Here is a 13,859-nt window from a genome sequence, read left to right on the forward strand (position 1 = left end):
CCCCCCCCCCCCCCCCCCCCCCCCCCCCCCCCCCCCCCCCCCCCCCCCCCCCCCCCCCCCCCCCCCCCCCAAAGTAAGACTATTTTCAAACATACTTTTTTACGCTTTGCGCCCCGCTCCATGCGCTTTGCTCAACCCTACAAGGTACGCAAAAAAGCCCATATTTAAAAATCAAACTACAAAATTCAACCCCATCCTGCCGGCAAAGAAGCTTCGGCCAAAAGCGGGCAAAACAATGGTGGGTACGCCGATTGATTTAAAAAATCTTGTTAGTAAGTGTGTATATGTGGAAAAGTATATATGTACAATTCGAAACCCATATATTATTATTTGCTAAATTTGTTAGTTGGCAGTGCGCGGGCGAACAGCCCAACCATAGCCAATGCGATGGAGCGAATGATGCGCAAAGTCTTGACGGTTATCATCAAGATTTGTATCACAGGCTCACTTATCTGCCCTTACGGAACCATTGTATTTAGCAGACTTGCGATTTCCGTTACAGTGGAGTACCGAATTTTAAAGGGCGGGTGGGAAGCGCAAGTCGAGATTATTTTGAAAAAAGTTGCAAAAGTCAGAAAAAACCTTAAATTTGAGTAAGATGGAAAGTACACCTAAAACGATCGTCTCGGCCAGGTCGCAGGTAGCAACCGAGCAGAGTTGCTACTCAACAGGCAGTGCGCGGGCGAACAGCCCAACCATAGCCAATGCGATGGAGCGAATGATGCGCAAAGTCTTGACGGTTATCATCAAGATTTGTATCACAGGCTCACTTATCTGCACTTAATTTTGTTGTCTGCTAAAGCCATGGCATGGTACGGAACCAGCATTACTAACAAAATAAACTTTGACTCCTCAATCACTTTTGCAACAAATTTCATCCCCGTCATACCTTAAGGATGCTTGGGACAAATTAAATAAGTCCAATAAAGATTCCAGGGGAGTTTCTTCTGAAACTATAAAAGAATTTCAAGATTCTTTAGACGCTCATATTAAAGAAATAAGCAAACAGTTACTGAGTAACACCTATAAATTTAATGGAGTAAGAGCGGTATTATTAAAGAAAAAAACTCCGGGAGAATACCGACCTCTTAGAATAGCAGACATTCGAGATAGACTTGTTCAAAAAGCACTATCAGCCAAGTTAGAAGACCTCTTATCAACAAAGTACAAACTAAATAACCAATGTAGTTTTGCATACCAAAAAGACACTGGTGTAGAAAAGGCTATTGTTAAGGTTATTGAGCATTTCAAAAACGGGAATAAAATCATACTGGAAGCCGATATCAAGAAATTCTTTGATAGTGTAAATAGGAAAAAATTACTTGCCAAAGTATTTATCGAATTGCCGGATTCATCAATTAACTCTTTAATAGAAGAATCTTTAGAACAAAGTGTAGAAGGCCTAGACAAATATTCTCAAGACCTTCATTATTATTTTTCAGAGTCTTTAGATGGAATACCACAAGGCAATCCCCTATCTCCATTGTTGGCAAATATATACTTGTCAGAATTTGACCAGCGAATGATTAGGGAGAACATATGTTTAGTGAGATATGCTGATGATTTTATCGTATTATGTAAATCGGCAAAAGAAGCTGAAAATGCGTTAGCGATTGCAAAAGAAGAATTAGAAACAAACTTAGGTTTAGAGCTTCATCCCCTGCCTTCTCCATCATACCTAAGGGGTTCAAAAACTCGTATCATAGATCCCTTTTATCATGAATTTTCTTTTCTTTCTATAAGATTTGATGGAAAAAACGTTTGGGTGAGCGAAAAGAAAGTTAAAGACCTTTTAGAAAAAATTGATAATATAACTGATATCGACAAGTTTACGAATGATAAAGATTTCCAAGGACTTATAACTGTTATTAAGAGACTTAAGAACTTACTTGAAGGTTGGCTATCTTCTTTTAAGTTTGTCGATGTAGATAGAGAGTTCAATGAAATTGACAATTTTATAAATCACAAACTGCTTCAAGTATTTATTAAATTAGATTTCAAAATAAAATCAACTGCGACTGTTGATGTCAGACTTAAAAACAGAAAAGTAGTACAAGGTTTTTCAAAAATACAGCGCAACAACACAGGTGTACTATCATGTGAGGATTTTATTAAAACCTTAGACAGAAAAAAAATTATTATTTAATATCCTCCTACACATCCCTCCTCAACACCTCCAAAGGTGGCTTATTCAACACCCCGCGGCTGTTCAGCAACCCTATCACAACCGTCAGCAAACTGATAAAGGCCAATATGCCCAATACAGGCAATATTTGCGGGTGAAACGCGGTATCAAATACCCTGCTGGCCAAACCCCAGCTCGCGGCTATGGAGAGTACTACGCCCGTAGCAGCAGCCAAAAAGCCTAAAAAGAAGTATTCCAAAGCCGTAATGGCCAGTATCTGTTTACGACTGGCACCCAGTGTGCGCAGCAGTACGCTTTCCTGCATGCGCTGGTATTTACTGATGCGTACCGATGCGATGAGCACAATCAACCCGGTAATAATACTGAACAGTGCCATAAAGCGGATCACAAAGCCAATTTTGTCCATCAGCTCATCCACCACGCTGATGATGAGGCCTAAATCTACCACCGAAACATTCGGGTATTTTTGCACCACCAATTGCTGAAATTTTGCCGATACTTTACTATTAGGCACACGGCTCAGCAACACGTAAAACTGCGGCGCCTGCTCTAACACCCCTTTCGGGAAAACCACCAAAAAATTGGTTTGTATGCGGTTATAGTTTACGGTGCGTATACTTTTGATCACGGTATTAACCGGCAGCCCCTGCACATTGAAAAGCATTTTGTCGCCTATTTTTAACCGCATGCGGGTAGCATATCTATCCTCTACCGAGATAGGCACCACATCGCCCGGTTTGGCCTCGCCCACCCATTCGCCCGATTTGATGCGCTCGGTATTCACCAGCGTGTCACGGTAAGTAACCCGGTATTCATTCCTGAATGCTCGTTTGGATGGCCCTTTGCCCAAACTATCTGCCTTTAGTTGCGCTCCGGTTTTGCCGTTTATTTCGAGCAAACTCATGGTAACAATAGGTACCTGCGATATTACCGGAAGGCCCTGTTTACGGGTCAGATCGGCCACCCCGGCCTTCTGACTCGCCTGTATATCGAACAAGATCATATTCGGCTGGTTGCCACTCGACGACAGCGTTACACGCTGCATCAGCAAGCCCTGTATAAAAAACAGGGTGCATATCAAAGCCGTGCCCAAACCAATACTCACAATAAGTATCACCGACTGGTTATTGGGCCTGTACAGGTTAGAAAATCCCTGCCGCCACAAATAGCTCCACGAAAACGGGAAGAATTTCTTCACCAAAAACATCAGCAAACGGGCAATTAGCGTTAATATCAAAAAGGCCAGTAACACGCAAACAGTAAAGGCGATGGTTTGTATCACATCCTGCAACTGCAACCATGCAAAACCCGAAATAAAAGCCAAGATAAGCAGGTACACCAGCCATTTGAGCGGGTCGCGTGTCAAGCTGATTTCTTCAGTCGAAATACGCAAAGTATTGAGCGGCGATATATTGCGCACCGAAATGAGCGGCAGCAACGCGAATAAAATAGAAATGAGCACACCCAATACGATGCCTTGCCCAATGGCTCCCCACGAAGTATTGACATCAATGGTAAAGGGCATAAAATCTTTTAACAGCCAGGGCAGTATTTGCTGGATGAAAGTCCCCAAAAGGGCTCCCAACAATGAGCCGATAAAGCCCACGCACACAATTTGGATGAGGTAAATGAGGAACGCCTGCCAGCCGTTAACGCCCAAACAGCGCAGCACGGCCACGGTATTTATCTTTTCGCGTACGTAAATGTGGATAGCACTGGCCACGCCAATACAACCCAATAGCAACGCGATAAAGCCCACCAGCGACAAAAAGCGCGTCAAATCCTCAAATGACCTACCTGTTTGTTCTTTCTGGGTTTGGATGGTCTCGTAATTTACACCGTCTTTCTCCAGTCGAGGCTCAATTTTTTTCACCAGTTTCTCCATATCCGCATTGCCGGGCATCTTAAAATAATAGCTCGAATTGATGCGGCTGCCCTTTTGGGATAGACCTGTCTGCTCCAAATATTGCATCGGTATATACACCACCGGCGCCATGCTCGATGCAATCCCGATGGAACCCGGTGCCTTATCAAGCACACCGGCTATTTTGAAGCTTACCAAACCCACCTTTACCGAATCGCCAACTTTTACATTAAATTGCAGCATCAGCACCTTATCAACCAAAGCCTCTTTACCTTTACGGAAATCCATCCCGGCGGCAACAGGCGTAGTTTCGATACTCCCATAATACGGAAACTTGCCTTCCAATGCCTTCACCAATGTCAAACGTGTACTGCCCGTTTTCGGGAACAGCACCATCGACACAAAGCTCTTTTCTTGCGATTTCTCCGTGCCTAAACTGTCTATCAGTTTTTGTATGGCGGGCGTGGCCGGTTTGTTGGTGCTAAACACCAAATCGGCGCCGATGAGTGTGGCGGCCTGGTCGTCAATATTTTGCCTTAAATTATCACCAAAGGAGTAAATGGCCACCAAAGCCGCTATCCCCAGTATAATCGACGAGATAAACAGAAACAACCGCGACCGGTTGCGCCTGCTATCGCGCCAGGCCATGAGGAAGAGCCAGCCTATATTTAGTTTCTTATTTGATTGATTCATTGCTTTGTTCATGGTTCATAGATCATAGTTCATGGTTAAAAAAGGGATAGGTACTATGAACTATTAACCATGAACCATGATCTTGTCCGTAGGCTCGTCAGACACAATATGCCCACCCTTTATCCTGATGATCCGCTGCGTTTTCGATGCCAGCTCTAAATCATGGGTAACCAAAATAAGCGTGGTACCCGCTTCGCGGTTCAGGTCGAAGATGAGTTTCACCACTTTTTCGGCAGTTTCAGCATCCAGGTTGCCGGTGGGTTCGTCGGCAAACAAGATCTTTGGTGCATTGCTAAAAGCCCTGGCCAGCGATACCCGCTGTTGCTCGCCCCCCGAAAGTTGCGATGGGTAATGGTGGCTGCGGCTCTCCAAACCCACTTTTGCCAAAAGCTCTAAGGCCCGGGGCTTAATATTCTTTTCGCCGCGCAGTTCCAGCGGCACCATCACATTTTCCAATGCAGTAAGTGTTGGTAACAATTGAAAGTTCTGGAATATAAAGCCTACGTGCTGGTTGCGCACATGAGCACGTTGGTCTTCGCTTAGGTTGTCCAAAGCGATGCCGTTCAGTTCCACGGTTCCAGTTGTCGAACGGTCGAGCCCGGCGCTTAAGCCCAGTAAGGTAGTTTTCCCGCTGCCCGAAGGCCCTACAATGGCGGCAGTTGAGCCCGCTTCTATTGAGATATTGATATCGTGCAAAACCGTCAGGGGTTGTCCGCCGCTTTGATAAGTTTTGCTCAGGTTTGTTATCTTCAGTATATTTTCCACTTAATTTTCCCGCATTATAATTCGTTCGTAAAATAGTACAATTACAAAACTAAAATGTTATTTCCTGCTTAAATAATCATCATATTTAACATTAGAAATACAATCCATGCATAAGTTACATTTTTACACCCTCATTTTAGCGTTTTTCTTCGCTGCTTGCAGCAATCCCGCTAAAAACCAATCCGAAACCACCGACAAATCATCCGCTACAGCACCCACCCAAAGCAATACCAAAAGCATATTGGTGTTCGGCGACAGCCTAACAGCAGGCTACGGTTTGGAAGACCCGGGCGCCGATTCCTACCCCTCCGTCCTACAGCAAAAAATAGATTCGTTAAAACTATCCTACAAAGTTGTTAACGGTGGCCTTAGCGGCGAAACATCGGCAGGCGGCCTCGGCCGTATCGACTGGCTGCTGCACCAAAAGGTGGATATTTTTATTTTAGAGCTTGGCGCGAACGACGGTTTGCGCGGCCTGCCCGTTGAACAAACTGAAAAGAACTTACAAGCCATTATGGACAAAGTAAAAGCCAAATACCCCGATGCCAAAATTATCCTCACCGGCATGATGGTGCCGCCCAATATGGGCGCAACCTATGCCAACGCTTTTAAAGCCATATTTCCTCAACTCGCCAAAAAGAACAACGTGGCTCTGGTACCATTTTTACTGGACGGCGTAGCCGGCAACCGCGATCTTAACCAGGCCGACGGCATACACCCCACCCCAAAAGGCGCCAAAATTGTGGCGCAAAATGTTTGGGTGGTGTTAAAAGAGATATTGCATTCATGAAAAAGGCTTATATAATTTTAGCTGTTTTTTTAGTAATCGCGTGCGGCTGCAATCGATGCTCGCACAAATACTTTGATACCGTTAGCCTTTCTGAATACAACAAAACATGTAAGTGCAAACTTTATGTAGAAGTATATCATACCGATTTTGGTTTACTAAAAGCAGATTATTTGACTGATTCAACAAGTTTCAGAATCTATACCGGAACATTCGATGATGAGAACGGATACATTTATTACAAATGCAGGGGTGATAGCATAATTGTTGAGAAGATAGACGAAGACCGGGGAACCAACACACAAAAAACCGTGAGTAAAAAGATTTACAGTGTTAAAGAATTAAAAACGCGCCATATTATGAACTAACAATTGGTTTCCCATCTGTTAAATAATTTTTATAGCTTTAAACACCAATTTAACCTTTATGACTGCTTCACCAATACGCCGCGCTCTTATATTGCTATGGCTTGGTTTTATCATGTTTTCAGCAACAGCACAAACCATCAACACCGAAGAAGTACTCCGCCGTGTGGCTGACCATGTCATCGCCAATACTTCTTTCCAGTTTGTGAACGCCAAAACAGGCGAAAAATATAATTCGACCAAAGGTTTGAGCAACCCCGCCGACATCCATACCGACAGCAAATACAACCGCTGGGAATATGTGAACGGCGTGCTCACCGTAGGCATGATACAAACCGCCGAAGTGCTGAACGATAAAAAGTATTCGGATTACTCTGTAAAGAATTTCGACTTCATCTTCAGCAATGTTGGTTTATTTGAGGACCTCTATAAAAACAAAACGCCCCGCAGTGAATACACCGCCTATTTCAGAATGGGCAGTCTGGACGACGTTGGTGCTATGGCGGCAGGATTATGTGATGTCGATGCGTTATCGCACCAAGCTGCTTACCGCGCTTATTTGGATAAAGCCGCCAATTATATCTCCAAAGGTCAGTTGCGTTTACCGGATGGTACCCTATCGCGCCCCGAACCCCGTTATATGACCCTTTGGGCTGATGATATGTATATGAGCATCCCATTCCTCGCCCGTATGGGGAAAATGACCGGCGATGCCAAATACTTCGACGATTGCATTAAACAGGTCGAAAACTTTAATAAATACCTGTACGACCCTGCTACCGGCCTCTACTTCCACAATTATTACAGCGATGTGAACATGAACGGCGTAGCGCATTGGGGCCGCTGCAACGGCTGGATAGCCCTGGCAACGGTACAATTGCTCAATAACCTGCCCGCCAACCACCCCAAACGGCAGGAACTCATCAACTACCTGCTGCGCCAGATCGTAGGCTACTCCCGCTACCAGGACCAAACCGGCCTGTGGCACCAATTGCTGGACAAACCCGACTCCTACCTCGAAGCCTCGGTTACGGCCATGTTTACCTACGCCATAGCCAAAGCGGTTAACGAAGGCTGGATAAACAAAACCTATATCAACATTGCCCGCCAGGGCTGGAAAGGCCTTGCCGCCAAAATCACCCCCGACGGCCAAATGCCCGACGTTTGCATAGGCACCGGCATTGAAGACGACATCAAATTCTATTACACCCGCCCTGCGGCACTAAACGACACTCACGGCCTCGGCGCGTTCCTGATGGCAGGCAGCGAAATGTTAAGAGCGGAAAGGAATAATTACGGGCCATTGCTGGCGAAATGATGATCCACACATTTAGATTTGACAACTTTTAAAAAGTTTTCAAATCTTTAGCGGGTTGTTCTTTCCTAAAAAACAACACCAACCCAATAGCCCCCGCCGTAATACACATATCGGCCACATTAAAAATACCCGTGCGCAGGTTTTGGATACCTACGTTCATAAAATCGGTAACATGCCGGTCAAAAAAGATACGGTCAATCAAATTGCCCGTCCCCCCCGCGAAGATGAGCGCAAGGCAGATAATTTTGGCGCGGTTCAGTTCGTTTGCTTTTTTTACTAAATAGACCAACAGACCTATCATCAATGCCAAAGGCATCATGCTCAAGGCCCAAAAACTTACGGTTTTTGATAAGTTATCGCCTAAACTTAAAGCCGCGCCCGTATTTTCGGCATACTCCAGTACAATGGTATGGTGGAAATACGATATCTCCGGCCGGTTCATCAAATGGGTTTTGGCCAATTGTTTGGTATAACGGTCGCAACCAATAAAGGCAACGGATACAAGGCAAAAAAGGATAATTTTAAAACGCGGACTCATAAGGCAAAGGTAGCGCTTTTATGGAAGATGGAAGACGGAAAATGGAAGATGTAATTCCATAACATCTTTAAAAACCGCACTCGCTCACGACAGTTTAACAGAACCTTTATGGTCAGGATGCTGCTTCAGCATTGATTTTGGGGCGGTTTGCTGCCATGCTTCGGTAATTACCTGGCGCAACAGGCGGGTGGGTATTACGCTCAATTTTAACAGTACAGCAGGGTAATTATAAAAATGCGGGGTTACAAAAAACATTTCGGGATATTGGTTTATCCAAATGTCGCGGTCGGCAGCATAAACCGATAGGGTGTTGCCATCTTCCTGTAAACGGGCTATCAGGCGTTTTTTGGTGCGGAAGGCCGGCGTACCAAAGCAAAGATATTCTTCGGTACCCGGCAATTGCTTCACAATTTCGCGGATGGTTTCTAAGTAGGCCTGCGTTCGGGCCGAAAACAACACTTGTTTCTCCATAATGACTGTTTCTTATTTATACCGCATCCGATAACGATGAGAACGTAAAATCCCTGATCTTCATCGGTGGTATCAAACCATTCGTACCCGACTCGCCGCTTACCGTACGTTGCGGCTTGCCCAAAGCTTCCAAGTTGTTCAGCATAATAACCGGGCTCTCATTAAATCGGAAGTTTTTTACCGGGAACTTGATCTCGCCGTTCTCAATATAAAACGTACCATCGCGGGTAAGGCCGGTATACAGCAAGGTTTGCGGGTCCACCGGGCGTATGTACCACAGGCGGGTAACCAAAATACCTTTTTCGGTGCCTTTTATCAAATCGGCCAGCGAAGTATCCGTCCCATCCATAATAAAGGCATCAGGTCCCGGTATAGCTTTTACATTTTGCTTTTGCGCCCAATAACGACTGTAGTATAGGTTTTTCACCACACCTTTCTCTATCCAGCTCATTTTTTCCTGCGGGCGGCCATCGCCGTTCCAGTAAGCAGTTGGCAGTTCCGGGTTCCATGGGTCCGAGTAAATATTCACCCGTTCATCCAACATTTTTTCGCCCAATTTGGTTTTGCCACCGGGTTTACTCAAAAAGCTGCGGCCTTCATCGGCCTGGCGGGCATCTAAGCCGCCTATCAGGTTCTCCAGCAAAACAATTCCTGCCGCAGGTTCCAGTATCACGGTGTATTTACCGGGTTCAAGTGCCCTTGCCCCTATCGAGCCCGTGGCTTTTTGGGCGGCAATTTTGGTAAATGCCTCCGCATCAAAATATTTCACATCGTTATAATCCCTGGTAATATAGCCCGAACCTTTGCTGTCGGCTGTGCGCAGCGTTACCGAAAAGTTGATGTCCGTCGAGGTATTATACGCGAACAAGCCTTTCGAGTTCATAAAGGCGCTATAGGCTATTGAATTTTGTACAAAGCCTGCCGCTGTTAGCTTATTGTCTTTGGCAACTTTAAGGCTCAGGTCAACGGCATCAGCACGTAATTTTGGTGTGATGGACGCCGTTTCGGGTACATATTGTTTTGAAGGCGCCGCATAGTCTTGCGGGCCAAGTATCGAAACATATTCCGGGTTTTCGGGGGCCAAATGAGCCAGTTCTTCTGCGCGGATTACTACTTTTTTCAGCGATTCGTCGTCAAATTCGTTGATGGTGGCGATACCCAACTTTTTACCAAATGCGGATGATACCGCCAGACTGTTCTGACTGATAGCCCCGCTGGTTGACACCGAATTACGGGCATAACGTATATTGCCGGCATCCGAACCGTTGATGGATACTTCACATTCGTCGGCTTTTGAATAGCTTAACACCTTTTTTAACAGTGCCTGTGCTTCCTCTTTGCTTAATATTGGCATATAATTTATGTTGATCAGATTTTTCTTTCCGTGTTGATTACATTCACCCCGTTAAAACGCGTAGTGGCCGAGCCGTGCGAAACCGCGCTCACCTGCTCAGGTTGCCCCTTGCCATCAAAGAACGAGCCGCCCAAACGGTAGTCGCGCTCATCGCATATCGCGGTACATGAGTTCCAAAACTCCTGTGTGTTCGATTGATAGGCCACATCTTTCAGCATCCCGGCTATTTTACCTTCTTTTATCTCGTAAAACAGCTGCCCGCTAAACTGGAAGTTATAACGCTGCTGGTCGATAGAGAAAGAACCATCACCGAGGATATAAATACCCTTTTCAACGTTTTTAATGAGTTCCGACGGCGCGAGCGGTGTTTTACCTGGCTGCAGCGAAACATTCGGCATCCTTTGGAACTGTACATTGGCCCAGTTATCCGCATAACAGCATCCCTGCGATTCGTTCAGGCCGATGATATGTGCCTGATCGCGAATGGCCTGATAATTAACCAGTATACCATCTTTAATAATATCCCATTTTTTGCAAGCCACGCCCTCGTCATCATAACCCACAGCCCCCAGCGAACCGGGCTGTGTTTTGTCGCCAACAATATTCACCAGCTTACTACCGTAGTTAAATTTCTTCGATTCCCATTTATCCAAAGTCAAAAAACTTGTTCCGGCAAAATTAGCTTCGTAGCCCAATACACGGTCAAGCTCTGTCGGGTGGCCGGTCGACTCGTGTATGGTCAACCATAAATGCGATGGGTCGAGCACCAAATCGTACTTACCCGCCTCAACCGACTTCGCGGTCAGTTTTTCGCCAACCTGTATCGCGCCTGCTTTGGCATCTTCCAGCATATCGTAGCGGTCGCGGTACAAAGTTGTAGGGCCGCCTTTTATTTTATCGCTTTCGCGGGGAATAATATATTCATAGCCCATACCGCGCGGCGCGCTTAAGGAGTTGCGGGTTTCAAACTTACCGGTCTTCGCGTCAATTTTGGTAATCGTAAACAATGGCCAAATCCGGTGTATGTCCTGGTCAATATATGAACCGTCTGTCGATGCAAAGTATTTCTGCTCATTCACAAAAAATAAAATCGAATCCACATAACTGGCACCGCCTTTCATAGCCGCGTCGTTAACGCTCAGCAGCAGGTCTACTTTCTCTTTAATAGGTACTTCAAAGGCGTTTTTTTCGATAGGCGCTTTCCAGCTTACTTCGCCATAACCTTTTTGAGGAGCCAATTGCACCGGTTCCGATTGCAGACGGGCATTCTCCTTGGCAATCGCAACGGCATCCGCGGCAGCGCGGGCTATACTGTCTTTATCCATCTTATCGGTAGCAGCAAAGCCCCAGCAACCATTGGCAATAACACGTATACCCAGGCCGTAGCTTTCGGTGTTCACAATGTTTTCCACCTTGTCTTCGCGGGTAACCACAAACTGGTTAAGGTAGCGACCAATGCGAACATCAGTATAGGTAGCGCCTTTGCTGCGTGCCGCGTTAAGGGCCACATCCGATAATTGTTTTTTAAAGGCCGGGTCAACCCCGTCTAAAGCTGCCGATGGGTCAATTATTTTCCCGAATGCGGGCACACCCTGCAAAAAGGTGGCGCCGACGCCCATGCCCGTGAGGTAAAGGAAGTTTCTGCGTTTCAAAGTAGTATATTTAGTATCGTAAGATAAAAACTTTTTTATTGATAAAAGAAAAAAAGTTTAGCGTTCTAACTAAATGATGTTCAACAATATATATAGGATTTGTAGATTAAATTAAATATTGTTAATCAACTCCCTGGAAAAACGCCGCCAAAGTGCTTTTTATCACATTTTTTGTATTGAAAATTATGGTTCTGATAAAAAAACGCATCCATCTGCAATAAATAATAAAAAAAGCTACCTTTAAATTAACATTAACTGAATAATTACCTCCATTATATCATTTGGAAAATATATCACGACGTAGTTTTTTAAGCAAAGGCGCTATGCTTGCCGGGGGTACTTATCCCGCCATGATGGCTTTGGGAATGTTACGCCCTGCTCCTGCTTACTCCTTTAATTTAACGGGCAGCGGTAACGGCAAAAAAGTAATTATACTGGGCGGTGGCCTTGCCGGGATGACCTGCGCCTACGAACTGAACAAATTAGGCTACCAATGCACCATCCTCGAGGCACGGCAGCGTGCGGGTGGTCGTTGCTGGAGCATACGCAACGGCAGCACCAATACCGAAACTGATAAACCCACCATTACTGCGCGCTTTGACGAAGGCCTGTATTTTAACGCGGGCCCATCGCGCATACCGCACCACCACGAACTGACATTGCATTACTGCAAAGAATTAGGAGTACCCATACAGGTATATAACAATGTAAACGAAGGCGCTTATTACTTCGCCGAAGGTAAAGGGCCGCTTTCCAATAAAAAAGTTCGCGTCCGCGAAGTACATAACGATATGCGCGGCTATATGACCGAAATGCTGGCCAAAAGTATCGACCACGGCGCATTGGATGCCGCTATGACCAAAGAAGATGCCGAAAAGGTGCTCGAATACCTGATGGCCGAAGGCGGCCTCGACCCTGATAAACTGTACAAGGCTTCCGCCCGAAGGGGTTATATTGAACAGCCCGGCGCAGGCGATAAACCCGGTAAAATAGGCGACCCGCATAAACTGATCGATATGTTACAATCGGGTTTGCTGGACCCTGATTTTTATAATGTAGCCGAATACACCTATGAACTACAGATGACCATGTTTCAGGCCGTTGGCGGGATGGACATGATCGCCAAAGCACTGCAAACCAAGGTAGGGCCAATGTTAAAGTTGGGCGCCGAGGTAACTAACATAACCAACCTGCCTGATGGCGTAAAAATCACTTATAAGGATGCCCTTGGCGAACATGCACTGCAAGGCGACCTCTGCATCTGTACCCTACCCCTGCCCGTATTGAGCAACGTAAACAATAATTTTTCGGGCGATGTGAGCCGGGCGATAGATTATATCGCCTACATGCAAACCGGCAAAATAGGCCTGCAGTTTAAGCGCAGGTTTTGGGAAGAAGACGACCATATTTATGGTGGCATCACCCATACAAATAACGATCTGACACAGATATTCTACCCCTCGTACGATTACTTGGGTAAAAAAGGCATCCTGATAGGATACTATAATTTTAACGACAAGGCGGTACGTACCGGCTATTTGAGCTATGCAGATCGCGAAAAGCTGGCTTTGCAAAAAGGCAGGCTGATACACCCGCAATACGATGCCGAGTTTGAAAACTCGTTTTCGGTAAGCTGGCACAAAACAAAATACAACCTGGGCGGCTGGGCTGTGTATAGTACCGATACCCGCCGCGACCAATACCCGGTACTACTAAAGCCCGATAAGAACGTATATTTTGCCGGCGAGCATTTAACGTACCTGAACGCCTGGATGGCCGGGGCATTCGAATCGGCACGGAGTACGGTGGCGGCCCTACACGGGCGGGTAACCGAACAACGGCTGGCCTACCCCGCTTCAACAAAAGGATAATAACCACATGAACTCATAAAAAACTATTCAAACAA

At 45.8% G+C, this 13,859-nt stretch carries 12 protein-coding genes; 6 read left to right on the forward strand and 6 right to left on the reverse strand.

Annotated features, from left to right (window positions below; translation table 11 throughout):
- Nucleotides 1-339: 339 nt before the first annotated feature.
- Complete coding sequence (locus QZX97_RS12375) at nucleotides 340-597, forward strand: hypothetical protein (RefSeq protein ID WP_295650464.1); 258 nt, start codon at nucleotides 340-342, stop codon at nucleotides 595-597.
- A 247-nt stretch (nucleotides 598-844) separates the two neighbouring features.
- Nucleotides 845-2,146 (forward strand): reverse transcriptase domain-containing protein, encoded by a 1,302-nt coding sequence (locus QZX97_RS12380; RefSeq protein ID WP_295650461.1) that lies wholly within the window; start codon nucleotides 845-847, stop codon nucleotides 2,144-2,146.
- A gap of 7 nt (nucleotides 2,147-2,153) precedes the next feature.
- Here the strand turns inward: QZX97_RS12380 and QZX97_RS12385 are convergent, their stop codons facing one another.
- Both QZX97_RS12385 and QZX97_RS12390 read right to left on the reverse strand, forming a co-directional pair.
- Nucleotides 2,154-4,715, reverse strand: coding sequence for an FtsX-like permease family protein (locus QZX97_RS12385; protein WP_295664686.1), 2,562 nt, complete (start codon nucleotides 4,713-4,715; stop codon nucleotides 2,154-2,156).
- Between the two features lie 51 nt (nucleotides 4,716-4,766).
- Nucleotides 4,767-5,468 (reverse strand): ABC transporter ATP-binding protein, encoded by a 702-nt coding sequence (locus tag QZX97_RS12390; protein ID WP_295650456.1) that lies wholly within the window; start codon nucleotides 5,466-5,468, stop codon nucleotides 4,767-4,769.
- 106 nt (nucleotides 5,469-5,574) lie between these two features.
- On the opposite strand from QZX97_RS12390, the gene QZX97_RS12395 reads away from it, so the two are divergent.
- The 3 genes from QZX97_RS12395 (at nucleotide 5,575) to QZX97_RS12405 (ending at nucleotide 7,938) form a co-directional block, all read left to right on the forward strand.
- Nucleotides 5,575-6,258, forward strand: coding sequence for an arylesterase (locus QZX97_RS12395; protein WP_295650453.1), 684 nt, complete (start codon nucleotides 5,575-5,577; stop codon nucleotides 6,256-6,258).
- A 170-nt stretch (nucleotides 6,259-6,428) separates the two neighbouring features.
- Nucleotides 6,429-6,623 carry a hypothetical protein gene (locus QZX97_RS12400; protein WP_295650449.1) on the forward strand — a complete coding sequence of 65 codons (195 nt, stop codon included), beginning with the start codon at nucleotides 6,429-6,431 and terminating at the stop codon, nucleotides 6,621-6,623.
- A gap of 58 nt (nucleotides 6,624-6,681) precedes the next feature.
- Nucleotides 6,682-7,938, forward strand: coding sequence for a glycoside hydrolase family 88 protein (locus QZX97_RS12405; RefSeq protein ID WP_295650446.1), 1,257 nt, complete (start codon nucleotides 6,682-6,684; stop codon nucleotides 7,936-7,938).
- Between the two features lie 28 nt (nucleotides 7,939-7,966).
- Here the strand turns inward: QZX97_RS12405 and lspA are convergent, their stop codons facing one another.
- The 4 genes from lspA to QZX97_RS12425 all read right to left on the reverse strand — a co-directional run bounded on the left by lspA (nucleotide 7,967) and on the right by QZX97_RS12425 (nucleotide 11,953).
- A complete protein-coding gene (gene lspA / locus QZX97_RS12410; RefSeq protein WP_295650444.1) occupies nucleotides 7,967-8,476 on the reverse strand; it encodes a signal peptidase II in 510 nt (169 codons plus the stop codon).
- A gap of 84 nt (nucleotides 8,477-8,560) precedes the next feature.
- On the reverse strand, nucleotides 8,561-8,947 hold the full coding sequence (locus QZX97_RS12415) for a hypothetical protein (protein ID WP_295650441.1): 387 nt from the start codon (nucleotides 8,945-8,947) through the stop codon (nucleotides 8,561-8,563).
- Nucleotides 8,948-8,963: 16 nt separating this feature from the next.
- Nucleotides 8,964-10,301 (reverse strand): TldD/PmbA family protein, encoded by a 1,338-nt coding sequence (locus QZX97_RS12420; RefSeq protein ID WP_295650438.1) that lies wholly within the window; start codon nucleotides 10,299-10,301, stop codon nucleotides 8,964-8,966.
- A 14-nt stretch (nucleotides 10,302-10,315) separates the two neighbouring features.
- Nucleotides 10,316-11,953, reverse strand: a complete 1,638-nt coding sequence (locus QZX97_RS12425; protein ID WP_295650434.1) for a TldD/PmbA family protein — start codon at nucleotides 11,951-11,953, stop codon at nucleotides 10,316-10,318.
- 281 nt (nucleotides 11,954-12,234) lie between these two features.
- Between QZX97_RS12425 and QZX97_RS12430 the strand changes: the two genes are divergently transcribed.
- Nucleotides 12,235-13,824, forward strand: coding sequence for a flavin monoamine oxidase family protein (locus QZX97_RS12430; RefSeq protein ID WP_295664687.1), 1,590 nt, complete (start codon nucleotides 12,235-12,237; stop codon nucleotides 13,822-13,824).
- Nucleotides 13,825-13,859: the final 35 nt, after the last annotated feature.

The organism is uncultured Mucilaginibacter sp., from assembly GCF_903893715.1.
Lineage (GTDB): Bacteria > Bacteroidota > Bacteroidia > Sphingobacteriales > Sphingobacteriaceae > Mucilaginibacter.

What these genes read in the sequence shown, in the direction of transcription:
- QZX97_RS12385 (WP_295664686.1), bottom strand. Translation starts at nt 4,715, where the DNA reads ATGAACAAAGCAATGAATCAATCAAATAAGAAACTAAATATAGGCTGG.
- QZX97_RS12395 (WP_295650453.1), top strand. Translation starts at nt 5,575, where the DNA reads ATGCATAAGTTACATTTTTACACCCTCATTTTAGCGTTTTTCTTCGCT.
- QZX97_RS12405 (WP_295650446.1), top strand. Translation starts at nt 6,682, where the DNA reads ATGACTGCTTCACCAATACGCCGCGCTCTTATATTGCTATGGCTTGGT.
- lspA (WP_295650444.1), bottom strand. Translation starts at nt 8,476, where the DNA reads ATGAGTCCGCGTTTTAAAATTATCCTTTTTTGCCTTGTATCCGTTGCC.
- QZX97_RS12415 (WP_295650441.1), bottom strand. Translation starts at nt 8,947, where the DNA reads ATGGAGAAACAAGTGTTGTTTTCGGCCCGAACGCAGGCCTACTTAGAA.
- QZX97_RS12420 (WP_295650438.1), bottom strand. Translation starts at nt 10,301, where the DNA reads ATGCCAATATTAAGCAAAGAGGAAGCACAGGCACTGTTAAAAAAGGTG.